This window comes from Kribbella sp. NPDC003505 (assembly GCF_040610875.1).
In the GTDB taxonomy this organism is placed as follows: Bacteria; Actinomycetota; Actinomycetes; order Propionibacteriales; family Kribbellaceae; genus Kribbella.
The window spans coordinates 182,418-206,043 of the sequence record NZ_JBEXNA010000005.1; the positions used below are offsets into that span (position 1 = coordinate 182,418).

20 protein-coding genes and 1 pseudogene are annotated in these 23,626 nt (G+C 70.3%); 9 read left to right on the forward strand and 12 right to left on the reverse strand.

From position 1 onward, the window contains the following. Nucleotides 1-13: 13 nt before the first annotated feature. Nucleotides 14-2,149, reverse strand: coding sequence for a glycosyl hydrolase family 28-related protein (locus ABZX12_RS18785; RefSeq protein ID WP_355694641.1), 2,136 nt, complete (start codon nucleotides 2,147-2,149; stop codon nucleotides 14-16). Nucleotides 2,150-2,321: 172 nt separating this feature from the next. Here ABZX12_RS18785 and ABZX12_RS18790 point away from each other — a divergent pair, with 172 nt between their 5' ends. Genes ABZX12_RS18790 through ABZX12_RS18810 form a run of 5 tightly spaced genes read left to right on the forward strand, consistent with a single transcriptional unit; the run spans nucleotide 2,322 to nucleotide 7,961 of the window. After that, nucleotides 2,322-3,350 carry a LacI family DNA-binding transcriptional regulator gene (locus ABZX12_RS18790; RefSeq protein ID WP_355694643.1) on the forward strand — a complete coding sequence of 343 codons (1,029 nt, stop codon included), beginning with the start codon at nucleotides 2,322-2,324 and terminating at the stop codon, nucleotides 3,348-3,350. Next, a complete protein-coding gene (locus ABZX12_RS18795) occupies nucleotides 3,351-4,946 on the forward strand; it encodes an FAD-dependent oxidoreductase (protein WP_355694645.1) in 1,596 nt (531 codons plus the stop codon). Nucleotides 4,947-4,958: 12 nt separating this feature from the next. Further along, a complete protein-coding gene (locus ABZX12_RS18800) occupies nucleotides 4,959-6,212 on the forward strand; it encodes a sugar ABC transporter substrate-binding protein (RefSeq protein ID WP_355694647.1) in 1,254 nt (417 codons plus the stop codon). Beyond that, the gene (locus ABZX12_RS18805; RefSeq protein ID WP_355694649.1) at nucleotides 6,209-7,147 is read left to right on the forward strand and encodes a sugar ABC transporter permease; all 939 of its coding nucleotides are present in this window, start codon (nucleotides 6,209-6,211) and stop codon (nucleotides 7,145-7,147) included. Before ABZX12_RS18800 ends, ABZX12_RS18805 begins: the two co-directional genes overlap by 4 nt. Further along, the gene (locus tag ABZX12_RS18810; protein WP_355694651.1) at nucleotides 7,137-7,961 is read left to right on the forward strand and encodes a carbohydrate ABC transporter permease; all 825 of its coding nucleotides are present in this window, start codon (nucleotides 7,137-7,139) and stop codon (nucleotides 7,959-7,961) included. Before ABZX12_RS18805 ends, ABZX12_RS18810 begins: the two co-directional genes overlap by 11 nt. A 3-nt stretch (nucleotides 7,962-7,964) precedes the next feature. Here ABZX12_RS18810 and ABZX12_RS18815 read toward each other — a convergent pair whose 3' ends face one another. Next, on the reverse strand, nucleotides 7,965-9,491 hold the full coding sequence (locus ABZX12_RS18815; RefSeq protein WP_355694653.1) for a P-loop NTPase fold protein: 1,527 nt from the start codon (nucleotides 9,489-9,491) through the stop codon (nucleotides 7,965-7,967). A gap of 77 nt (nucleotides 9,492-9,568) precedes the next feature. On the opposite strand from ABZX12_RS18815, the gene ABZX12_RS18820 reads away from it, so the two are divergent. Then, complete coding sequence (locus tag ABZX12_RS18820; RefSeq protein WP_355694655.1) at nucleotides 9,569-10,093, forward strand: dihydrofolate reductase family protein; 525 nt, start codon at nucleotides 9,569-9,571, stop codon at nucleotides 10,091-10,093. Here the strand turns inward: ABZX12_RS18820 and ABZX12_RS18825 are convergent. The 8 genes from ABZX12_RS18825 to ABZX12_RS18860 form a co-directional block, all read right to left on the reverse strand. Then, nucleotides 10,090-10,566 carry a nuclear transport factor 2 family protein gene (locus ABZX12_RS18825; RefSeq protein WP_355694657.1) on the reverse strand — a complete coding sequence of 159 codons (477 nt, stop codon included), beginning with the start codon at nucleotides 10,564-10,566 and terminating at the stop codon, nucleotides 10,090-10,092. The genes ABZX12_RS18820 and ABZX12_RS18825 overlap by 4 nt on opposite strands. Nucleotides 10,567-10,639: 73 nt before the next feature. After that, on the reverse strand, nucleotides 10,640-11,605 hold the full coding sequence (gene hemB, locus ABZX12_RS18830; protein WP_355694658.1) for a porphobilinogen synthase: 966 nt from the start codon (nucleotides 11,603-11,605) through the stop codon (nucleotides 10,640-10,642). A 22-nt stretch (nucleotides 11,606-11,627) separates the two neighbouring features. Beyond that, nucleotides 11,628-13,367: a uroporphyrinogen-III synthase gene (locus ABZX12_RS18835; protein WP_355694660.1), complete on the reverse strand. Its 1,740-nt coding sequence runs from the start codon at nucleotides 13,365-13,367 to the stop codon at nucleotides 11,628-11,630. After that, complete coding sequence (hemC, locus tag ABZX12_RS18840) at nucleotides 13,364-14,245, reverse strand: hydroxymethylbilane synthase (protein WP_355694662.1); 882 nt, start codon at nucleotides 14,243-14,245, stop codon at nucleotides 13,364-13,366. The genes ABZX12_RS18835 and hemC overlap by 4 nt, the downstream gene beginning before the upstream one ends. Then, nucleotides 14,242-15,519, reverse strand: a complete 1,278-nt coding sequence (locus tag ABZX12_RS18845; RefSeq protein WP_355694663.1) for a glutamyl-tRNA reductase — start codon at nucleotides 15,517-15,519, stop codon at nucleotides 14,242-14,244. The genes hemC and ABZX12_RS18845 overlap by 4 nt, the downstream gene beginning before the upstream one ends. A gap of 76 nt (nucleotides 15,520-15,595) precedes the next feature. Continuing rightward, nucleotides 15,596-16,351 carry a redox-sensing transcriptional repressor Rex gene (locus tag ABZX12_RS18850; protein ID WP_355694665.1) on the reverse strand — a complete coding sequence of 252 codons (756 nt, stop codon included), beginning with the start codon at nucleotides 16,349-16,351 and terminating at the stop codon, nucleotides 15,596-15,598. 446 nt (nucleotides 16,352-16,797) lie between these two features. After that, entirely contained in the window at nucleotides 16,798-17,034 is a 237-nt protein-coding gene (locus tag ABZX12_RS18855) for a glutaredoxin family protein (RefSeq protein WP_355694667.1), read from the reverse strand. Further along, nucleotides 17,031-18,476, reverse strand: coding sequence for an AMP-binding protein (locus ABZX12_RS18860; RefSeq protein WP_355695442.1), 1,446 nt, complete (start codon nucleotides 18,474-18,476; stop codon nucleotides 17,031-17,033). The genes ABZX12_RS18855 and ABZX12_RS18860 overlap by 4 nt, the downstream gene beginning before the upstream one ends. Nucleotides 18,477-18,836: 360 nt before the next feature. Here ABZX12_RS18860 and ABZX12_RS18865 point away from each other — a divergent pair, with 360 nt between their 5' ends. From ABZX12_RS18865 to ABZX12_RS18875, 3 genes and pseudogenes are all read left to right on the forward strand, one after another. After that, on the forward strand, nucleotides 18,837-19,409 hold the full coding sequence (locus ABZX12_RS18865) for a sigma-70 family RNA polymerase sigma factor (protein ID WP_355694669.1): 573 nt from the start codon (nucleotides 18,837-18,839) through the stop codon (nucleotides 19,407-19,409). A 541-nt stretch (nucleotides 19,410-19,950) separates the two neighbouring features. Further along, a pseudogene (locus tag ABZX12_RS18870) lies at nucleotides 19,951-20,085 on the forward strand (hypothetical protein); the annotation flags it as partial. Nucleotides 20,086-20,224: 139 nt separating this feature from the next. Further along, a complete protein-coding gene (locus ABZX12_RS18875; RefSeq protein ID WP_355695461.1) occupies nucleotides 20,225-20,734 on the forward strand; it encodes a hypothetical protein in 510 nt (169 codons plus the stop codon). Between the two features lie 761 nt (nucleotides 20,735-21,495). Here ABZX12_RS18875 and ABZX12_RS18880 read toward each other — a convergent pair. Next, on the reverse strand, nucleotides 21,496-22,608 hold the full coding sequence (locus ABZX12_RS18880; protein WP_355694671.1) for a lysophospholipid acyltransferase family protein: 1,113 nt from the start codon (nucleotides 22,606-22,608) through the stop codon (nucleotides 21,496-21,498). Next, complete coding sequence (locus tag ABZX12_RS18885; RefSeq protein ID WP_355694673.1) at nucleotides 22,601-23,608, reverse strand: NAD-dependent epimerase/dehydratase family protein; 1,008 nt, start codon at nucleotides 23,606-23,608, stop codon at nucleotides 22,601-22,603. The genes ABZX12_RS18880 and ABZX12_RS18885 overlap by 8 nt, the downstream gene beginning before the upstream one ends. Nucleotides 23,609-23,626: the final 18 nt, after the last annotated feature.

Here is a 23,626-nt window from a genome sequence, read left to right on the forward strand (position 1 = left end):
CCTGAAGTAGTTTTCAGCGGACGGTGAGAACAGCGAACTCGGGATCGGGCACGCTGCGGCCGCTCCGGACGTCGGCGACCGCGGCGCCCCACTGGGTGAACTCGGGGGTCTTGTCGCGGTAGCCCCGAGTACCGCGGAAAACGATGTCGTGACAGTCCCGCAGACCGGCGCCGTACGGGTACGGGCCGAGGACGGTCGCGACCCGGAACAAGACGGAATTGGCGAACAGCAGGTGGTGGCAGCGGTCGAGCTCGAGGGCCTGCGACTGCCAGCCGTAGATGTGGTCCTCGGTCTGCAGCCCGAAGAACTGCCAGCCGGAGACCTGCCGGAGGACGACCTCGCGGTGCTGGTGATGCTCGATCGAGAGCTCGTACGCCGACGTCGGCACGGACGACTGCTCCACGAGCAACCCGTTGTCGGCCCAGCCGTTCGAGCTCCAGATGTTCGACAGCACTCCCCCGCCGCCGCGAACCCAGACGCCGTACTTGTGTTTGCCCTTGTACGTGTAGCCGGGGTCGCCGCCCGGCACGTCGTCCGGGTGCCACTTCACGAACTGGGTGGCGATGTCGGCGAGGTACGACCCGCGGCCCGATCGCCAGCTGACGTTGACCGCGCCGGGCGTGTTCCGGGCCGTGTCCAGACCGAGGCCGTGGACGATGTTGCGCCCGCCCAGCGGCGTCTCGACCAGTGCGCGCGGCCGGTCCGGATCACCGAAGTACGCCGTGCCGTCGGGGGTGCGCAGCCAGGTCTGGCGAGGATGCAGACCGATCAGGTTCGAGCCGGGACGCAGTCGTAACGTCCCGGCGAGCACGTACTCGCCGATCGGGACGAACACGGTTTCGTGCCGGTCCACGGCCTCCTGGAAGACGGGAAGATCGTCAGCGCCCGCGCCGATCGTCCGGCCCATCCGCGCAGCCACGTCGGCGACGCTGACCCAGGTCGTCACGCTCGGCAGATCCGGAACGTCGCTCCTCGGCACATCGCGGCCGGGCGCTCCTTGCGACATCACCACCCCGCCGGACCGCGCCTCGCGCGCCGACAGTGCATCGATGATCCGCAGTCCGTAGCTGAGGTCGATACCACCGTCGCGGGCCGGTACCCGGCGACCGCTCTGCGCCAGCGCGAGCACGGTCGGGGTCCGGCGTACGACGCTGGTCACCAGGTTGAGCTGGTTGCTGTTGAGGATCCGCGGATCGGCGGCTCCGGGCAGCTGGTCGCTGTCGTTCATGACGATGCCCTCGGCAACGTCTTCGAGGACGCAGCCCTGCAGATACAGATGCAGGAACTGATCGGGGACGCACTCGACCCCACGGGGCGCGTCGGCCAGGACGGTGCGGACGACCACCAGTTTGGCGTCGTTGTTCGCACGGACGGCCGTCTCGCGCTGCCCGGTGAAGCGACAGTCCAGCAGCGTGGTAGGCCAGCCGGCAGAGGCGGCGTAGGCGTTGAACCCGACCGCGCCGCCACGGACTCGGACCCGCTGGATCAGATTCGCGTTGTGGTCGATCCCGGCCCAGCCGTCACCCACGTCGAGGTCGAGGTCCTGCAGCAGGCACAACTGGGCCCCGCCGAACCGGACCGCGATCGCCCGTGGGTTACCCGGGCCGATCTCGATGTCTACGTTGATCAGACCGGATCCGAACGTGTCGTTGTTCGCGTACGTGACCGGACCGCCGACGGGACGGCGCCGGAACGAGAACACGTCCCGCGGCGCCGTACCGGCGTACCCAGGGCTGTTCGGAGCGAGCACGAACCGCGGCCGGGACCGGCCGAAGCCGATGATGCGGACCGAGTCGTGCACGTCGATCGGGGCCGACAGCGTGTAGGTCCCGGGCGGTACGAAGACGACACCGCCGCCGTCGCCGAGCGGGAAGTCGCGGGCGCCGCCGAGGATGTCGCCGAGGCGGTTCGCGATACCGCGCCGGGACGCCTCGTCGACCGCGGCCTGCAGCGCGGCGGTCGCGTCCGCGCCGGCCTCGAAGCCCGGCGACCCCAGGACGACGGCGGTCGGGTCCGGCGGACAGGCGTCGTACGCCGATCCGAAGCCCGGAGTGTCCGGCGCGGCCGCGGCCGGCTGGATGCCGGCCGGCACGAACGGGGCCGCGACGGCGGCGGCGGCCAGGCCGGTGAAGTGGCGGCGACTCAGCATGGACGCTCTCCTCGCGACGATCGGAACTGCGGCGAGTTTTCTGCGCCGAACCAGTCGTGGTCAAGACCTCGGCTTTAGTAATCCGAATTAGCAGCCGCACCGAGCCCTTGACGCCGTTCGGGGACGTGTTCTAATGTCCCCGGCAATCCGTATTACTGCGAAGGATCGATCGATGCCGGACAAGGCGACCGCCCGACTCACCCAGCGCGACATCGCGCGGCTGGCCAAGGTCAGCCAGACGACCGTCTCGCTGGTGCTGAACAACCGCAGCGACGCGAGCGCGCGGATCCCGGCCGAGACCCGCGACCGGGTGCTGAAGGTGATCCGCGAGACGGGCTACCAGGCCGATCCGCTGGCCCGCCGGATGACCAAGCAGCGCAACCAGATCCTCGGCGTGTTCACCTACGAGTCGGTGTTCCCGAGTGCGAGCGGCGACTTCTACCACCCGTTCCTGGCCGGCATCGAGGACCGCGCCGAGCGGCTCGGGTGGGACCTGTTGCTGTTCACCAGCGCTCCGGTGACCGACGGCCACCGGCGGATCTTCCACGAGAACAACCGGCTCCGGATCGCCGACGGCTGCCTGCTGCTCGGGCGCGAGATCCCGGCCGACGAGCTGGCCCGGCTGATCGCCGAGGACTACCCGTTCGTCTCGGTCGGCCGCCGCGACGACGCCGGCGGCCCGGTGCCGTACGTCGGCGCCGACTACGGCACGGCCACGCGGACGGTCGCGGAGCGGGCGCAGGCGCTCGGGCACCGGCGGATCGCGTTCGTCGGGCTCGGCGAGGGCGCCGAGTCGTCGGCCGACCGGCTGCGCGGCTTCCGGGCGGCGGCCGGCCCGCGCGCGCCGCACCTGCCGACGCTCGACCGCCCGCCGGGCGAGGTGCTCGACGACCTGCTGGACCGCCGGATCACCGCCGCGTTCGTCGAGGAGCGCGCGGACGCGATCGCGCTGTACGCCGCGGCGGCCGAGCGCGGGATCGACGTACCGCGGGACCTGTCCGTGGTCGCGCTCGGTGACGCCACCCGGGCCGCGGCCAGCGACCTGGACTTCTCCGGCTTCCACGTCCCGCGGCGGGCGATGGGCGTCCGTGCGGTCGAGCTGCTCGAGGCCGTCCTCAGCGGCACGGCCACCGAGCAGCAACTGCTGCTGCCCTGCGAACTGACCGACGGAATCACACTCACTCCACCCGAAGGTGCCTGAATGCATACCGATGTCCTTGTGATCGGCGGCGGACTCGGCGGCGTCGCCGCGGCTCTGGCCGCGCTGCGTGCCGGTCGCTCGGTGATCATGACCGAGGAGTTCGACTGGCTCGGCGGCCAGCTGACCAGCCAGGCCGTCCCGCCGGACGAGCACACGTGGGTCGAGCAGTTCGGCGTCACCGCGTCGTACCGGGCGCTGCGTGACGGCATCCGTGACTACTACCGCCGCCACTACCCGCTGACCGAGGCGTCGCGGGCCGCTGCCCACCTCAATCCGGGCGCCGGCTACGTGTCCAAGCTCTGCCACGAGCCACGCGTCGCGCTCGCGGTGCTGGAGGCGATGCTCGCGCCGTACCGGGCCGGTCGCCGGCTCCAGGTCCTGCAGCCGTACCGTCCGGTAGCGGCCGACACCGACGGCGACCGGGTCACCGCGGTCACCGTGCAGCATCGCGACACCGAAGAGCGGCTGACGCTGACCGCGCCGTACATCCTCGACGCGACCGAGACGGGCGAGCTGCTGCCGCTGACCGGGACGGAGTACGTCACCGGGTTCGAGGCGCAGAGCCAGACCGGCGAGCCGAGTGCACCCGCTGAGGCGCAGCCGCTGAACATGCAGGCCGTCTCGTACTGCTTCGCGGTGGACCACGTGGACGGCGATCAGGTCGGGGACAAGCCGGCCAACTACGCGTTCTGGCGGAACTACCAGCCGTCGTTCTGGGGTGATCGGCTGCTGTCCTGGACCGCGCCGAACCCGCGCACCCTGGAAGCCTCACGGCGGACCTTCACGCCGAACCCCGACGACGATCCGCTCGCGGTGGTCGCGGACCAGCGGCGGACGGGCGGTGACACGAACCTGTGGACGTTCCGCCGGATCGCCGCCCGCCGGCACTTCGTCCCGGGGACGTACGCGAGCGACATCTGCCTGGTGAACTGGCCGATGATCGACTACTTCGAGGGCCCGGTGATCGACGTACCGGACGCGGCGAAGCATCTCGCGGCGGCGCGCGAGCTCTCGCACTCCGTCCTGTACTGGCTGCAGACCGAGGCGCCGCGGCCCGACGGCGGCACCGGCTTCCCCGGACTGCGGTTGCGCGCGGATGTGGTCGGATCCACGGACGGTCTGGCCCAGGCGCCGTACATCCGCGAGTCCCGGCGGATCAAGGCGGAGTACACCGTCGTCGAGCAGGATCTGTCGGTCGCGGTCCGCGGTGAGCGCGGCGCGGTCGAGTACGACGACAGCGTCGGCGTCGGCATGTACCGGATCGACCTGCACCCGTCGACCGGCGGCGACAACTACATCGACGTGGCGAGCAGCCCGTTCCGGATCCCGCTCGGCGCCCTGCTCCCGGAACGGGTCGAGAACCTGCTGCCGGCGAACAAGAACCTCGGCACCACGCACATCACCAACGGCTGTTACCGGCTGCACCCCGTCGAGTGGAACATCGGCGAGTCCGCCGGCGCGCTCGCGGCGTACTGCCTCGACCGCGGCGTCGCGCCGCGGGCGGTCCGCAACACCCCTGCTCTGCTCGCCGAGTTCCAGGACCGCCTGGTTGCTCAGGGCATCGAACTCGCCTGGCCGGCCGTCGCCGGCTACTGATGGAGGACTCCCATGAAGATCCTGACAGCGGCGTTGACCGCCGCGGCACTGCTGACGGCGGCCGGCTGCGGGGGCGGGTCCGGCTCCGGCTCGGGCTCGGGTGACAGCGGGCCGATCGACCTGCGGATGACGATCTGGAGCGCGAACGCCAAGCACGTCGCGCTGTTCGACCAGATCGCCGCTGCCTACAAGAAGGACCACCCGGAGATCGGCAAGATCACCTTCGAGTCGATCCCGTTCGACAGCTACACGACCACGCTGACCACGCAGATCGGCGGCGGCAACGTGCCCGACCTGGCGTGGATCTTCGAGAGCAACGCGCCGGACTTCGTCAGCTCGGGCGCGCTCGAGCCGATCGACAAGGACGCCGACCTGCTGCCGAGCACGACGGCCAACTGGGAGAAGGACGGCAAGCTGTACGCCTACCCGTTCTCCACCTCGCCGCTGGGGGTGTTCGTGAACACCGACCTGGTGAAAGCAGCGGGGCGGCCGGCCCCGGCCCAGCAGATCGCTTCCGGGACGTGGACCTGGGAGGAGGCCGCCAAGACCGCGGCCGCCGTCCAGGCGCGTGGCAAGGGCGGTCTGGTGGTCGGCGACTTCGACTACAAGGGCTGGGACACGCTGAACGCGATCTGGGCGGGCTGGGGCGCGCGGCCGTGGAGCGAGGACGGCAAGACCTGCCAGTTCGACCAGCCGGAGATGGTGGACGCGATGACGTTCGTCCACAAGCTGATCTTCACCGACAAGGGCATGCCGGGGCCTGGTGTGACGAAGGACTTCTACGCCGGCGACTCGGCGATGGTGGTGACGCAGATCAGCCGCGCGGCTCTGCTCGAGAAGGCCAAGTTCCACTGGGATCTGGTGCCGTTGCCCAAGGGCCCGTCGGGTGAGTACTCCGTGGTCGGGCAGGCCGGGATCGGCGTCTTCAAGCGCGGCAAGCACGCCGACGCCGCCAAGCAGTTCCTGGCGTACTTCAGCAACGCGGAGAACTCCGCCAAGCTCGCACAGTTCTTCCCGCCGCCGCGCAAGTCGCAGCTGAACGCCGCCACGCTGGCCAAGGCCAACCCGCTGCTCAAGCCGGCCCAACTGGACAGCGTCGTGGTCAAGGGCATCGAGAACGGCACGATCAAGCCCAGCCACACGGGGTACGCCGAGGTGCAGCAGACCGTGCGCGCCGCGCTCGATCCGCTGTGGAAGCCGGACGCGGACGTCAAGAGCGTGTTGTCCGGCGTCTGCTCGAAGATCAACCCCCTGCTGGCGAAATGACCCTGCTCCTCGACAAGCCGGCGCCTCCGGTGGCGCCGGCCGAGCGCGCGCCGTACTGGACGATGCGGCGGCGGGACACGTTGGCCGGCTGGCTGATGGTCCTGCCGCAGCTCGCCGGGATCGTGGCCTTCGTTCTCGTGCCGCTCGGACTGGTGGTCTGGTACAGCGTGCACGAGTGGAACGTGCTCGGCGGGACGTTCGAGTTCGTCGGCGGCGACAACTACGCGGCGCTGGCGTCCGACGCCCGGCTGGGTCCGGTGCTCAGGGCAACAGGTGTGTTCTCGATCGGTCTGGTGGTGCTGAACCTCAGCCTCGCGCTGTTCCTGGCCGTGCTGCTGAACCAGAAACTGCGCGGAACGGTGATTTTCCGGACCCTGTTCTTCTCGCCGGTCGTGGTGACGCTGGTCGCCTGGACGATCGTCTGGGGTTTCCTGCTCCAGGACAACGGCGGAATCAACGGTTTCCTGGATCTGCTGGGCATCGACGGGCCGAACTGGCTGCGCTCCGGCGGTACGGCGATGGCGTCGGTGATCGTGGTCCAGCTGTTCAAGAACGTCGGCCTCAACATGGTGCTGTTCCTGGCCGCGCTGCAGGGTGTCCCCGCGGAGCTGTACGAGGCGGCCCGGATCGACGGCGCGTCCGCGTGGGCACGGTTCCGGCGGGTGACTGTGCCGCTGATCAGTCCGACGATCCTGCTGACGATGATCCTGACCATCGTCGGATCGCTGCAGGTGTTCGCGCAGATCGCCGTGCTGACCCAGGGCGGGCCGGAGACGTCGACGACCGTGCTCGTCTACTACCTGTACCAGCAGGCGTTCCAGTTCCATCACTTCGGCTACGGCGCGACGCTCTCGCTGCTGCTGTTCTTCATCGTCCTGGTGCTGACCGTCGTCCAATGGCGGATGCGTCGTAGGTGGGTGTTCCATGAGGCTTAAGTTGGTGGTGTACGGCGTACTGATGGTCTGCTGTGTGCCGTTCGTGTTCCCGATCTGGTGGATGGCGACGACCTCGCTGAAGCCGGTGTCCGAGATCTTCGCGTTCCCGCCGTCGCTGCTGCCGGCGTCGCCCACGCTCGACGCGTATCGCCAGGTGTTCGAGCTGCAGCCGTTCGGCCGGCAGTACCTGAACAGCCTCTACATCGCGCTGCTCGTGACCGTCGGGACGCTGGCCGTGTCGGCGCTGGCCGGATACGCGTTCGCGCGGATCCGGTTCCGCGGCGCCGGGATCGTGTTCGTGATCGTGCTCAGCGGTCTCCTCGTACCGAACGAGGTGACGATCATCCCGCTGTACCGGATGTTCGACGCCTTCGGCCTGGTGGACACGCACTGGCCGCTGATCCTGATCCCGATGCTCGGCGCGCCGAGCGTGCTGGCGACGTTCATCATGCGGCAGTTCTTCATCACGCTGCCCTCCGAACTGGAGGAGGCCGGCCGGGTCGACGGACTGGGTCGCTTCGGCCTGTTCTGGCGGGTCTGCCTCCCGCTGGCCCGGCCGGCGATCGGGGCAGTGTCGATCTTCACGTTCCTGCACAGCTGGAACCTCTACCTCGAGCCGATCGTGTTCCTGTCCTCGAAGCAGAAGTTCACCGTCCCGCAGGCCCTCACCCAGTACGTCGACGCGTACGGCGGGCCGATGTGGAACACCCAGCTAGCCGCCGCGACGCTGTCCGCCCTGCCAGTCCTGATCATCTTCGTCCTGGCCCAGCGCCAGTTCGTCGAGGGCCTCGCCCAGACCGGCCTGAAGGGCTGACCGTCAGCCGAAGTCGCGCTCGGCCTCCGGGGGCAGCTCGCGGATCCTGCGCGCGCCCTTGTTCGTCCGCCGCCGCAGGTCCGCGAAGTTGCCGATCAGGTTGACCGCTTCGGGCATGGCCTTCGTCAGCCACAAGGACAGGCCGAGCGACCACCTGCCGTTCACGTCCTTGACCTCGAACCGGACGACAGTCTTGCCGATCCGCACGCGGTGGTACGGCAGGTTCTCGTGCAGATACACCCCGGCGGCGCGCGCCGACTCGGTGAAGCCCTTCTCGAGCAGGGACGCCCGGATCTCCCTGGCCGCCATGTCACGCAGATCCTGGGCACTGACGTGCGAGACGGCGTACTCACCGGTCTGGAAACCGCTGGCGGACTCGGGCTGCGCCACCGATTCGGTCAGGTGCAGCACCGCCCGCAGCTCCTCCACGCGCGGCGCCGGATCGAAGAACGCCTTCGCGTACCTGACCAGATCGGGCTGGTCGGTCGACTGCAGCGCGGACAGCGGGTCGTCGTCCTCGGCGTACACCGCGTCGGTCAGGTCCTGGTACTCCGCCGGCCAGCGCAGCTGCAGTCCGACGAGGCCGGCGATCAGCCGCGGGTTCGCCGAGATGGCGCGGACACCGGCGATCCGGAGCAGCAGCAGGAAGGAGTTGATGAAGCGCTTGACCTGCCGCGGGTTCACCGCGAGCCCCAGCGTGGCGACGTCGTACGCGATGCCGCCGAAGTCGTCGGGCAGCGATCCCTTCGGCGGGCTCCACCCCGGCACCAACTCGTTCAGGAAGACGCCGGCCTGGATGTCCAGGCGCGGCACCCGGAACGGGACCTGCACCATCTTCTCGATGAACACGTGCCCCGACGCGTACGGGTACTTCGCGGCGACCGCGCGGACCAGGACGTCGTAGTCGAGCGCCAGGACGAACACGAACCCCGGCACGTCCAGCACCAGGTTGATCGCCTCCAGCAACGACACCACCTTGGCCGGCGAACACCGGTCCAGATCGTCGACGAGCACCACGATCCGCCGCTTCCCGAGCGCGCCGGCGATCGCCCGCAGGTCCTGGTACGGCCGGACGTAGGCCGAGTCGAGCGCGGCGGCGTACCCCGCGTCGGGCGCCGCCGGTGCGAACGCCGCGCCGGGGTCGACCTTCACCGGGCCGAGGCTGATCGTCACGCTGCGGACCACCGACGCCAGCGCCGACCGGACCTTCTCGGTCAGCTTCGGGTCGTTCAGCCCCGGGCTGGCGCTGTAGATCGCGTTGAGCATCGGTACGACGATGTGCTCGGCCCGCTCGTACCGCCAGGCGTCGAACGGCACCGTCAGCACGCCGGCGTCCTTCGCGAGCTCGGCCCGGATCGCGTTCAGCAGCGACGACTTCCCACTGCCCCAGGACCCGTAGATGCCCACGGTGAACTGCGGCGGCGACCCGCCCCGGATCGCGGCCGCGATCGCCTCCGCGTACGCCTGGAACCCCATCGTCGGCTGCTCGCTCGGCGTGTCAGCCACGATCGGCAACAACTCAGCCGCCACCGTCTCCTCCCCGTTGCCATTGTGCCGACCGGCCACCGGCGAGGGAACGGCTCGCGGCCGCGTGGAAAAATGGGTGTGTGAGTTTCCATGCGGCCGCGTTCATCGCCACCAGCCTCGACGGGTACATCGCGCGAACCGACGGTTCCATCGACTGGCTCACCAGCCGGGCCGAGCACGCCGGCGAGACCGGGTACGACGAGTTCCTGGCGTCGGTGGACACCGTCGTCCTCGGGCGGAACACGTACCAGCTGGCCTGCACCTTCGACAGCTGGCCGTACGAAGGCAAGCAGGTCGAGGTGCTGAGCACCACGCTCGACCCGGACACCGACGACCGTATCCTCGTCCACCGCACCCTGGACGCCCTGGTCGAGACACTCGACGACCGCGGCGCCCAACGCATCTACGCCGACGGCGCGGCCACCATCCAGACCTTCCTCGCGGCCGGCCTCCTGAACGAGCTCACCATCACCACAGCCCCCGTCCTCCTCGGCGCCGGCATCCCCCTGTTCGGCCCCGTCCCCGCCGACATCCCCCTCAACCACAACGCCACCCGGACCCTGAAGGCCGGCTTCACCCAGTCCGACTACACGATCGTGCGCTAGAGAAAGCGCGGCGCGAGCCGATCCGCCGTACGGAAGGCGAAAGCGAGCGGCCGCGCCACACACGCCACCAGCCCGCCGACGAGCGGCCCTCGACGCCGGGCGGAAACCCGCGGCGGGAGTGTCGCGAACAGCGTGGCGAGACCCGGCAGCGGACGGATGAACACCGTCAGCTCGACGATCCTGCCCTCGTCGTCGGTCCGCACCAGATTCATCGCTTCGAGCTCGACGCCGCCCCGGACCCGCGCCCGGAACGAGAACGCCTGCCGGTCGCCGTACGTGAGCGGCTCACTCGTCCTGATGTCCTCGAGCACCGCGAAGATGTCACGGTGCAACGCGACGACCTCGTCCCGTCCCACGAACGTGACCCGATCCGTCAGCGGTGAATGGAACACCACCTCATCGGCCAACAGCCGACCCACCGCCTCGGCATCGCCCAGCTCCCCCGCCGTACGCAACCCCTCGATCGCCGTCATGCTGCTCGACGGAACCAACCAGGCTCGAGGAAGTCAAGCGACCCGCCCGGCCTCGACCGGCGCGCCGGGTTGGTTACCTGTTGCCGAGGAGGTGGACGGCTTCGGCGGCCCAGTAGGTGAGGATGGTGTCCGCGCCGGCGCGGCGGATCGACGTGAGGGTTTCGAGGATCGCCTGGTCGCGGTCGATCCAGCCGTTGGCGGCGGCGGCCTCGACCATCGCGTACTCGCCGGAGATGTTGTAGGCGGCAACAGGCACGTTCACGTGGTCGCGGACCTGGCGGATGATGTCCAGGTAGGCGAGGGCCGGCTTGACCATGACGATGTCGGCGCCCTCGGCGATGTCGAGGTCGACCTCGCGGATCGCGTCGCGGGCGTTGGCGTTGTCCTGCTGGTACGTCTTCCGGTCGCCGGTGAGCGACGAGTCGACGGCCTCGCGGAACGGGCCGAAGAACGCCGACGCGTACTTCACGGCGTACGCCAGGATCACGGTGTCGATGAAGCCGGCCGCGTCCAGCGCCTGACGGACCACACCAACCTGGCCGTCCATCATCCCGGACGGCCCGACGACGTGCGCGCCGGCCGTCGCCTGCGCGACGCCCATCTCGGCGTAGATCTTCAGCGTCGCGTCGTTGTCCACGCGCCCCGCGGAGTCGAGGACGCCGCAGTGCCCGTGCGACGTGAACTCGTCCAGGCAGAGGTCGGACATGATCAGCAGTGCGTCGCCGACCTCGGACACCGCGTCCCGGATCGCGACGTTGAGAATGCCGTTCGGGTCCAGGGCGCCGGATCCCTGCGGGTCCTTCGACGACGGTACGCCGAACAGCATCACGCCGCCGAGGCCGAGCTGCGCCGCCTCCGCGATCGCCTTGCGGGCCGTGTCCCGGGTGTGCTGGACGACGCCCGGCATCGAGTTGATCGCGATCGGCTCCCGGGCGTCTTCCCGGACGAACATCGGCAGGATCAGCTGCCGCGGCTCGATCACCGTCTCCGCGACCAGACGACGCATCGCCGCCGACGACCGGAGCCGCCGGGGCCTCACTTCCGGGAAACCAGGCACAGCATCAGCTCTTTCTACGAGAACCCGGGCGACGCTCGGACGGACGGGTGACCGGCTCCCCGGCCTCCACCATGGTGTCACGCCGGTCGGCGCCGAACCGGGCGAGAGCGTCGGCGAGCTCCTCGACGGACGGGGTCTCGGCCATCGCGTCGACCCGCAGGCCGTGCTCCTCGGCGGTCTTCAGCGTCGCCGGGCCGATCACCGCGATCACCGTCGACGCGTGCGGCTTGCCGGCGATGCCCACCAGGTTGCGCACCGTCGAGGACGAGGTGAACACGACCGCGTCGAACTTGCCGGACTTGATCGCCTCGCGGGTCGGCGCGGGCGGCGGGGCGGCCCGCACGGTCCGGTACGCCGTGACGTCGTCGACCTCCCAGCCGAGATCGGTCAGGCCCGCGACCAGGGTCTCGGTGGCGATGTCGGCGCGCGGCAGGAAGACCCGGTTGATCGGGTCCAGCACCTCGTCGAACGGCGGCCAGTCCTCGACCAGCCCGGCGGCGGACTGCTCACCGGACGGGACCAGGTCCGGACGGATGCCCCAGGCGCCGATCGCCTCGGCGGTCTTGTCGCCGACGGCCGCGATCTTCAGCCCGGAGAACGCCCGCGCGTCCAGCCCGTACTCGTCGAACTTCTCCCGGACCGCCTTGACCGCGTTGACCGAGGTGAACGCGACCCATTCGTAGCGTCCCTCGACCAGGCCGCGGATCGCCTTGTCCATCTGCTGCGGGTTGCGCGGCGGCTCGACCGAGATCGTCGGGACCTCTTCCGGCATCGCGCCGTACCGGCGCAGGCGGTCCATCAGCGGACCGGCCTGGTCCTTGGTGCGCGGCACCAGGATCCGCCAGCCGAACAGCGGCTTGGTCTCGAACCACGACAGCGCCTCGCGCTGCTCGACGACCGCGCCGACCACCACCACGGCCTCGCCGGTCACCTTCGCCGCGCGCAGGTCGGCGACGATGGTCTCGAGCGTTCCGACCACGCTGGTCTGCGACGTCGTCGTACCGCCGACGGTCAGGGCGACCGGCGTGGAAGCGTCGAAGCCGGCCTCGACCAGCGCGCCGACGGTCTCCTTCAGGACGTCCATCGCGTTCAGCAGGACGAGCGTCTGCTTCGGCTGCAGGCGGGTCAGGTCGAGCTTGTTCTCGGCGAGGTCGACGACGGTGACCTCGCGGTCGCCCTTCATGGTCAGCGGGATCCCGGCGTACGTCGGGACCGCGCTCACCTCGCTGACACCCGGCACGACGTTGAAGGCGATGCCCGCCTTCTTGCAGGCGGCCGCCTCCTCGGCGCCGCTGGAGAAGGTGAACGGGTCGCCGCTCAGCAGCCGGACGACGTTCGCCGCGGACTTGGCGGTCTTCACGACCAGACGGGCGCGGGCGGCGACGCGCAGCGCGCGGCTGCCCTCGGCGCCGGAGCCGTCCACGACCTCGACACCCGGCCTGCAGTAGCTCAGGAACGCGTCGTGCTCGGGTCCCTCGACGACGACCGCGTCGGCGTTCGCGAGCACGTCCCGGCCGGCCAGCGTCAGCAGTGCCGGGTCACCGGGACCGACGCCGACGAATGTCACGTGGCCGAGCGGTTTGGTCTGCTTGACGGTACTGGTCGCGGCCTTCTGCGGTGCCGCGGTGGCGGCTGTCTTCGCGCTCACGTCTGCCTTCGCCCTCGTCGTTTTCCTGCTCGTCCTGTGGGCCGTCTTCTTGGCCTGCTGATGGGCCGCCGTACTCGTGCCCTGTGCCGGTGTCATGTTCGCTCCAGCAACTCGTTCGCCAGCGCCTTGCCGAGGGACACCGGGTCGTCCACCGGCCCGTTCGCGCTGAGCCGCCGTACGCCGTCGTCCTGGCCGAGCGCGCCCCGCAGCCACAACTCGGGGCCGTCCTCACCCTCGACCACCTCGGCGAGCGCGCCGACCGGAGCCGTGCACCCTGCCTCGAGGGTGGCCAGCAGCTGCCGTTCGGCCGTCACCGCCGCGCGGGTGGCCGGGTCCTCCAGCGGAGCCAGCGCAGCCAGTACGCCGGTGTCGTCCGCGCGGCATTCGATCGCCAGGGCGCCCTGCCCGGGGGCGGGCAGCACCTGGATCGGGTCCAGCGTCTCGGTCGCCTCGCCGAGCCGTCCCAGCCGGGCCAGCCCCGCCCGCGCGACCACCACCGCGTCCAGCTTGCCGTCGGTGACCAGCCCGATCCGGGTGTCCACGTTGCCGCGGATCCCGGTGCACTCGACCCCGAGGCCGAGCGCGTCGATCTGTGCGACCCGGCGGGCCGCGCCGGTGCCGATCAGGGCGCCGTGCGGCAGCTCGCCGAGGGTCAGGCCGTCGCGGGCGACGAGGACGTCGCGCGGGTCCTCGCGGACCGGGATCGCGCCGAGCGTCAGGCCGTCGACCGGCTGGGTCGGCAGGTCCTTCAAGGAGTGCACCGCGACGTCGATCTCGTTCGCCAGCAAGGCGTCCCGCAGGGCGCTGACGAAGATGCCGGTGCCGCCGATCTGCTCGACCGGTGCGCGGTTGACGTCCCCGGTGGTCGTGATCAGCACGAGCTCGACCTCGTGGCCGAGGGCCCGGAGCTGGTCGGCGACGATCGTCGACTGCGCGGTCGCCAGCTTGGAGCGGCGGGTACCGAGGCGGATCATGCCTGCTCACTCCCCTTCGGCGCGGTGACGGCCTCCACGGCCGCCTGGTCGAGCGCGAACAGCTGCCGCAGCGCGTCGGCGTACGTCGGTCCGCCCGGGTCGCCGCCGAGCTCCTTCACCCGGACGGTCGGGTTGTGCAGCACCTTGTCGACGACGCGGCGGATGGTCCGCTCGACCTCGTGCCGCTCGTGCTCGTCGAGGCCGGGCACCCGCCGCTCCAGGCGGGCCAGCTCGGCGTCGACCAGCGAACTCGCCATCGCCCGCAGCGCCACCACGGTCGGCGCCACCGAGGCGGCCCGGCGGGTCGCCTCGAACGCTCCGGTCTCCTCGCCGACGATCCGCCGGACCTCGTCGATGTCGGCCTGGCTACCGCCCGCCGTACCGATCAGGTCGGCCAGGGTGATCAGGGTGACGCCCGGGATCCGGGCCGCCTCCGCTGCGACGTCCCGCGGCAGCGCGACGTCCAGCACGCCGAGCGGCCGGCCGTCCGCGGCGGAGCGGATCATCTCCTCGGTCAGGACGACGCCTCGCGCGCCGGTGCAGGACACGACCAGGTCGGCGTCGTGCAGCGCGGCCGGTACGTCGGCCAGGCGGACCGCCGTACCGCCGATCCGGTCCGCGAGCGCGACCGCGCGATCGTAGTTGCGGTTGGCAACGGTCACGCTGCGGGCGCCGCCGTTCGCCAGGGTCTGCGCGGCCAGGGACGCCATCGAGCCGGCGCCGACGATCAGCGCCCGGCGGCCCTCGAAGCCGCCGACCGCGTCCAGCCCGGCGGAGACCACCGAGCGGCCGGCCGCGTCGATCCCGGTCTCGGTGCGGGCCCGTTTGCCGACCCGCAACGCGTGCTGGAACAGGGCGTTCAGGTCGGTGCTGACGGTCTCCAGGTCCTGACCGACGCGCAGCGTCTCCTTCACCTGGCCGAGGATCTGGCTCTCGCCGACGACCATCGAGTCCAGCCCGACCGCGACCTGGAACAGGTGCGCGACGGCGCCTTCCTCGAAGTGCACGTACAGGTGCTCGGCCAGGTCCAGCAGCGGGACGCCGGTGACGTCGGACAGGATCGCGGTGACCTCGTCCATCCCGGCGTGGAACCGGTCGACCGTCGCGTACACCTCGGTGCGGTTGCAGGTGGCAAGCACCGCGGACTCCGCGACGGCCGAGGAACTGCCGACCGCGAGAGCGAGCTTGGTGGCCGCCTCGGCGTCGAGGGCGACCCGCTCCAGCACGTCGATGGCAGCGGAACGGTGACTGATGCCGACGACCAGATAGCTCATCGGCGTCCTCGCTTCGCTCCGGGCGCCGATGAGGCACGAACCGCACGGTGTTGAACGGTGAACTCGCTCCGCTCGTTCACGCGCCGACACCTCCCCCGACACTCGGGAGATCCGTCAGGCCGTTCATCGCTGGTAGTTCGGGCACCTGGGGGAGCGCCGCCTCTCCGGACTTTCGTTGTTCGTGGTACGCCAGGATCTGGAGCTCGATCGAGAGGTCCACCTTGCGGATGTCGACGCCGTCGGGCACGGACAGCACGACCGGCGCGAAGTTCAGGATGCTGGTGACGCCGGCGGCGACCAGCCGGTCGCACACCTCCTGCGCCGGACCGGCGGGCGTCGTGATCACCCCGATCGAGACCCGGTCGGCCTCGACGATCTCCTCGAGCTGGGCGAAGTCGCGGACCTCCATGTCGCCGATCCGCTCGCCGACCAGGTTCGGGTCCGCGTCCAGCAGGGCGACGATCCGGAAGCCGCGGGTGCCGAAGCCGGAGTAGTTGGCCAGCGCGTGGCCCAGGTTTCCGATCCCGACGATGACCACGGCCCAGTCCTGGGTGACGCCGATCTCGCGGGCGATCTGGTACCGCAGATACTCCACGTCGTAGCCGACGCCGCGGGTGCCGTAGGAGCCCAGGTAGGACAGGTCCTTGCGGAGCTTGGCCGAGTTGACGCCGGCGGCGGTCGCCAGGTCCTCGCTCGACGCGGTCGCGATGCCACTGTCCGAGAGTGCGGTCAGGGCCCGCAGGTAGACCGGCAAGCGCGCGACAGTCGCCTCGGGGATGCCGCGTTCGGTTCTCGTCGGCGGGCCGGGGCGACGGCTGCTGGCACGCGTCACAATTCTCCTGGGAGCGGTTGGTTCACCGCGGTCTGACGGCCGGCGGCTCTCTTACTCTAGGAGCTTGTGAACGTGAGAACAAAATCGGTGAAAGTGACGCGGCACACTCATCCGCATCCATGTACCTATGTGGCGGACCTCCCTCGCGCTCTCCGTTCGCCGCCAACCTCACCGCCGGCTCCAGGGGAAATCCGGCTCGGCCGCCGTTTCCGTGGGTACTGCGGACCCGGCTCGGGACCGGCCGTGGTGACTCGGGCCCGGGAGTGGTGACCTGGGACCGGCCGTGTGACCTGGGACCAGACGCGGCGACCGGGGACCTGGCCTGACAGGTCTCCGCCTACCACTTCAGGTCTCCGGTCGCCGTTTTCAGGCTCCGCCGCGTCGGGGTTATCCCCTGCTGTTGGGCCGGTCCGGATGCCGGATTCGTCTGGCGTGCGCCGACCAGGCTAAGCAGTAAGGGCCTTCCGGAGGCGGGTCGCGTCGACGCGCCAGAAGTCGTGCTGCTTGCCGTCGACGAAGGTGACCGGGATCTGTTCGCCGTACTGCGCGAAGAGACGGTCGTCCTGGGTGATGTCGAGCTCGCTCCACTCCGCACCGGTTTCGGCGCAGACGGCCCGGATAATCTCCCGGGCGTCGTCGCAGAGATGACAGCCCGGCTTCCCGTACATCACCACCCTGGTCATCGGTCCGCACCCCGCAGCCGGCCCTTCGCGACCTTGCCCGTGACCGAGTGCGGCAGGTTCTCCACCACCTCGATCTCGACCGGGCACTTGAACCGCGCCAGCCGGCTCCCGGCGTACTCGCGGACCGCCGCGACGTCGACCGATGCGTCCGGCAACGGCACCACGAACGCCTTCACCGCCTCGCCGGTCTCCTCGGACGGTACGCCGATGACCGCGGCCTCCCGGACCCCCGGAGCCGCGACCAGCACGTCCTCCACCTCGCTGGGGAAGACGTTGAACCCGGACACGATGATCAGCTCGCGCAGCCGGTCCACCAGGAACAGGTCGCCGTCGCCGTCCAGGAATCCGACGTCTCCGGTCCGGTACCAGCCGTCCGCGTCCGGCCCGTCGACGCCGTCCGGCCAGTAGCCGGAGAACAGGTTGCCGCCGCGGATCAGGATCTCGCCGGGGTCGTCGCCCTCCACGTCCTCGCCCCGCTCGTCGGCGATCCGGATCTCGACGTTCGGCAGAGCGCGGCCGACCGAGCCCGGCTTCGGCTCGGCCTCGCCCAGCGTCGTGGTGACCCCCGGGGACGCCTCCGTCAGGCCGTACCCCTGATGCACGTGGTGACCGCTGGCCTGCTCGAAGCGGTCCGCGAGCGCCCGGTCCAGGCTGGAGGCGCCGGTCAGCACGACCTTCACTGTCGTGAGGGCGTCGCGCAGATCGGTCCGGGTCAGCAAGGCGTGCAGCGCCGGCGGAGCGAGCGGCAGCCGCGTCACGCCGTACCTGCGGATCAGGTCGAGGGTCTGCTCGGGGTCGAAGCGCTGCTCGACGACGAGCGCGGCGCCGGTCGCGACCGCCCAGCCGAGGACCGCGTTCAGACCGAACGCGTGGAACATCGGCAGCACGCCGAGCACCACGTCGTCGGGGCCCATCCGGTCCTCGCCGAGCTCGCCGAGGTTCCGCACGTTCGCCGCGAGCGCCCGGTGGGTGAGCATCGCCGCGCGCGGATCTCCGCTGGTTCCGGAGGTGTAGAGGAGTACCGCGAGCGTCTCGGGGTCGATCGACGGAAGTAACGGAGCGTGACCCTGGAGCTCGTCGGGCGCCACCGTCCGGATGCCCTCGAAACGGTCCGCGAGCCCCGGTCCGGCGATCGCGAGCCGGGCCCCGGAGTGCGCCGTCACGGTCGCCAGCTCGGCCTCGGTGAGCCCGGTGTTGAGCGGCACGGCGACCAGCCCGGCGCGGAGAATGCCCAGGTAGGACGTGACGAACTCGATGCTGTTGGCCACCAGCAGCAGGACCCGGTACCCGGGCACCAGGCCGGCCGCGGCGAGGCCCTGCGCGGTCCGGTCGACGGCCTGGTCGAGCTCGTCCCAGGTCAGCCGCCGATCCCCGTCGACCAGCGCGGGACGCTCGCCGTGACGTTGCGCTGTGTCACGAAGAATGTCCGCGAAATTCACCATCACCAGGCGAGTCTGTCACGCCGGGGATCCGGCCCGGGACCGACCGTCTTGCACAGAATGGTTGCAGCGGAGCGTAACCACCGATATACAGGTGACTTCGCGGGCGCGCTTCTGCTGAACCTCACACTGCAGAAACCCGGCCGCGCGGGGACCTCATGCGCGATGCAACACCCCCGACAGCAGACTGCTCCGTCGACGGAGGCAGTCCGCTGGCGCATTCGTGACCATCGGACCGGACGGAAGGCGGCACGCCCCAGCCTGTTGACAGTACGTGCCCGAGCAGTAACGTTCGGTGCTGTCCAGTCGCTGTGGCCATTCGCGGATGTGTCGAACGACGTGTCAGTTGAACGGGGAGAACACTTGACCACGCCGGAACCAAGCCCGGACGGGATGCGACGTGCGGAGCTCGTCGATCGCGCCCAGGCCGGGGACGTCGGTGCCTTCGGCGAGCTGTACGACGAGTACTCGCTCACCGTCTATCGCTACATCTACGCGCGGGTGTCGTCGTCGGCACTCGCCGAGGACCTGACCAGCGAGACCTTCGTCCGGGCGCTGCGCGCACTGGACTCGTTCCGCTGGCAGGGCCGGGACTTCGGCGCCTGGCTGGTGACGATCGCCCGGAACCTGATCACCGACCACTACAAGTCCGGCCGGGTCCGGCTCGAAGTGGTCACGGACGAGATCGAGACCCACGACCGGCAGACCGAGGGTCCGGAGATCGACGTGCTGGCCGCGGCCACCGCCGAGGTACTCCGGGACGCGGTCGCCGGCCTGCCCGACGAGCAACGCGACTGTCTGACGATGCGGTTCTTCGCCGGTCTGTCGATCGCCGAGACGGCCAGGGCGCTGGAGAAATCCGAAGGCGCCGTCAAGCAACTGCAACTGAGGGCCGTACGGCACTTGGCGAAGGTTATCCCCAAGGACTTGAGATGAGGCGGATGACAACGAACGTCTTTCGTAACCCGTCAGGGAGTTACCTCGTTTGCCTGGTGAGGACCTGTCGGTGACCCCGACTGGCCATTGAGGAGAACGAGAACTCATGAGTGACCTACACAGGGCTCGAGCGCGCGCGGAGGCCTTCGCGCACGCCGTCGATCACGGGCCCCGTCACTCCACGCGACTGGGCGACGACCCCGAGTTACTGGAAGCTGTGGAACTGGTCGGACGGCTGAGGACCGCCGGCGCAGTTGCACCGCGACCGGAGTTCAGTGCCGAGCTGCGGCACCGCCTGCTGGAGCAGGCGGCGGCGCGCGCGGCGACCACTGCGACTCCGCTGACGGTGCACACCGCACCAGACGACTCGGACGACCCGCCGGGGAGCGAGGACGTTGGCGCGTCCGTGACAGCTATCCGTCGCCGCCAGGGCCGGAGGATCCGCCTGGTGGCCAGCACCGCCGCGCTGGTGCTGCTCGGAGGTGGCATCGGTTCGGCCGCCGCCGCGCAGCAGGCCATGCCCGGCGACACGTTGTACGGCATGAAGCGCAGCATCGAGAACGTGGCGACCAATGTCGGGGTCGGCGACGACTCCCGCGGCCGGCGCGATCTCGAGCACGCGATGACCCGACTGTCCGAAGTCCGCGAGCTGGCCGGCAACGGCGGGTCCGTGGGCACGATCAACGCGACCCTGGACGACTTCTCGGCACAGGCCCGCAAGGGTGTGTCCAGACTGCTCGCCTCGTACCAGCAGAACGGCGACGAGAGCTCGAACCGCGATCACCTCGTTCATCACCAGTGCCCGCCAGGCTTTGGTGGCGGCGACGCCGAACCTCCCGCCGGAATCACTGAAGTCCGGTGTCGAGGCGCTGGCCACGATCGAGCAGCTGACGCAGCTCACCTCGGCGGCGTGCCCGAAGTGCGCGTCACCGAAACCGGCCGGCGCGCCGGGCACCGGCACCACGAGCAACACCAAGCCGGGCCGCACCACGCCCGGCACCGGCGCCGAGTCGAGCAACCCGGTCAAGGCGTCGTCGAGCCCGGAGGCGTCGACGACGATCCCGACACCGGTCGGCTCCAGCACCCAGGAGCCGTCCACCCTGCCGACGAAGGTGCCGAACACCACCATCGTGGGCGAGTCCACCGCACCACCGACCAACCTGAAGACGCCACCTCCGCCGTCGTCGTCAAACTCGCCGATTGCGACGCCCACGGTGCTGCCTTCACTGACGCCGACCACGCCGTCCTGGCCGTGGCCGTTCCCGACGACACCGCTGATCAACCTGCCGGGCATCATCCAGACCCTGCTTCCACCCTGGAAGTAGCAGGACCCCAGCACCCGCAGCCCCCGGCACAACACGCGCCGGGGGCTGCGTCGTATCCCGACCCCACCTCGCACCCAACCCGCGTGCGCACCCCGCGTGCGCACCGCCCACCCGACCCCGTGCGCGCCACCTGCCCCACCGCGCCACTCCGCTCACGCCACCTCTGCCTCACGCCACCTCTGCCTCACGCCACCTCTGCCTCACGCCACCTCTGCCTCACGCCACCTCTGCCTCGCGCTTACCACGGCCGCGCTCACCACATCCTGCCTGCGCGTAACAGCCGCCCGTGTGTACGCCGCTCCCCGCCATCACCGCACCGGCGTACTGCATTCCAGTGGATACCCCCTTGTGTTGTGGCTTCTTCGCTCGCATACCCACCGAGAACCCCCAACGCGAAGGGATATCCCTCGCGTGCCGTAGGTCGGGGCCGTGTCAGCTGGACAGGACGTGTCAGTTCGGTAGGTAGTGCACCCGAGGGTGAATCCGTCCGCGCGTACGGTGTCTCGCCGGTGCACTACCTGTCGTCCGTGCACACCGTCCCGCCCGCCGCCGGCCCTTGCCGCACGGTGAGCCCGACGCGGGTGGGGAGGGTGGCGAGCAGGGCGAGGAAGTGGGTGGTCGCGTCGGTGAGCCGGAGGAGGCCCGCTTCGTTCCGGCGCCAGCCGAACTCGAGCTCGCCGTCGAGCGTGCGGGACGGGCCGGTCTGCGGGTGGCGGCAGGTGGCAGGCGCGGGTGGCAGGCGCGGGTAGCAGGCGCGGGGGTCAGAAGAAGACGCTGCGGCGTTGCATGAGAAGGGTGTAGAGGGTCTGCTGGATGGTCTCGCGGACCTGGTCGGTCACGTTGAAGACCAGCATCGGGTCGTCGGCGGCCCCGTCCGGAAACTCGTCGGTGCGGATCGGCTCGCCGAACTCGATCAGCCACTTGGACGGCAGCGGGATCAGGCCGAGCGGCCCGAGCAGCGGGAAGAACGGTGTGATCGGGATGTACGGGACGCCGAGCAGCCGGGCCAGCGAGGCGATGTTCCCGACCAGTGGATAGATCTCCTCGGCGCCGACAATCGAGCACGGCACGATCGGTACGCCGGTCCGCATCGCGGCGCTGACGAAGCCGCCGCGTCCGAAGCGCTGCAGCTTGTACCGCTCGGAGAACGGCTTGCCGAGTCCCTTGAAGCCCTCCGGCCAGACCCCGACCAGGTTGCCCTGCCGGAGCAGCCGCTCGGCGTCGTCGTTGTTGGCCAGCGTGGCGCCGCCCTTGCGGGACAGCTCGCCGACGAACGGCGTCTGGAACACCAGGTCCGCAGCGAGCGTGCGCAGCGGCCGTCCGGTGTGGTCCGCGACGACCACCTGGGTGACGAGCCCGTCGAGCGGCATCGTGCCGGAGTGGTTCGCGACGATCAGCGCGCTGCGGTCGGACGGGATGTTCTCGATCCCCCGGACCTCGACCCGGAACCACTTCTCCACCATCGGCCGCAGCATCGGCAGCAGCACCTGGTCGGACAGGTCACGGTCGTACCCGAACTCGTCGAGCTCGTAGTCGCCGGTCAGCCGCCGGCGCAGGAACGCCAGCCACTCGGCGACCCGGCGCTCGCCGTCCTCGCCGAACAGCCCACGGACAGCCCGCTCGAGTCCCGCGAAGTCGAACGGCGGCAGCTCGGGTCCGTCGACGTCCGGCACGGCGCCGGCCGGCTCGCTCTGGAGCTCCGCCGCCCGCGAACCCGTGGCGACGTCGTCGGCGCTCTTACCGGCGCGGCCCTTCTTCGGGCGGCCGGCCTGTCCGGCGAGCGCCCGCGCCGCGGCCGAGGGCGTCGTACGGCGTCCGGTGCCCCGGCCCGGGCGACCGCCGGAGCCGATCGGGATCACATCCGCGTCAGCCACGCAGCGCCCCCAGGCCCGCGGTGAGCAGGCTCGACACCCGCGTCATCGCGCCGGTCCCGAGCGACCGCCGGAAGTCGTCGAAGGCCTCCGCGGTCGTGTACTTCGGCTCGAACCCGAACTCGGTGCGCATCCGCGTGGTGTCGACACCGCGCCCGAAGGTGAGGAAGGTGATCTGGTCCGGCGAGAAGTCCGCCAGCCGGGCCCGCCGGACGGCGGCGGCCGTGCCGGATGCGGTGAACGAGGGCATCCGCAGCGTCGGGCGGCCGAGCCGCCGGATCGCCTGGGACAGCGAGAGCACGCCGTCACCGGCCAGGTTGAACGTCCCCGGCAGGTCGTTCACGGTCGCGTGGTGGATCGCCTCGACGCCGTCGTCCTCGTGCAGGAACTGCAGGCGGGCGTCGTACCCCAGGACGGTCGGGACGACGGGCAGGCCGAAGTACCGCGTGATCGGGGAATCGGTCTTGGGACCGATCCAGTTCGCCATCCGCAGCGTGCTGACGCAGACGTCGGGACGGCGCCGGGCGAAGCCGCGCACGTACCCCTCGACCTCGACCGCGTCCTTGCTCAGCCCGTGGTGATGGATCGCCCGCGGCGCCATCTCCTCGGTGAACATCGCCGGATCCCGTGCACCCGAGCCGTACACCGTGGTGGACGACTTGACCACCAGCTTGGCCACGCCGGGCGCCTTCTGGCAGGCGGCGAGCAGCTGCATGGTGCCGATGACGTTGATCTCCTTCATCGACGACCGGCCGCCGGCGCTGCCGGGAGTGGCCACGACGCCGGTGTGGACGACCGTGTCCACGGCCTCGGCGGCGATCACCTTGGCGATCACCGGGTTACGGATGTCGGCCCGGACGAACCGGACCCGCCCGAGCTCCGCGCGCGGAGGAACCACATCGATACCGAGAACGGTGTCGATCGAGGGGTCCTCGGCCAGTCTGCGGGCACAGCGAGCGCCGGCGTCTCGCGAGACGCCGGTCACCATCACCACCTGTGCCACGGGCAACTCCCAGCCGGA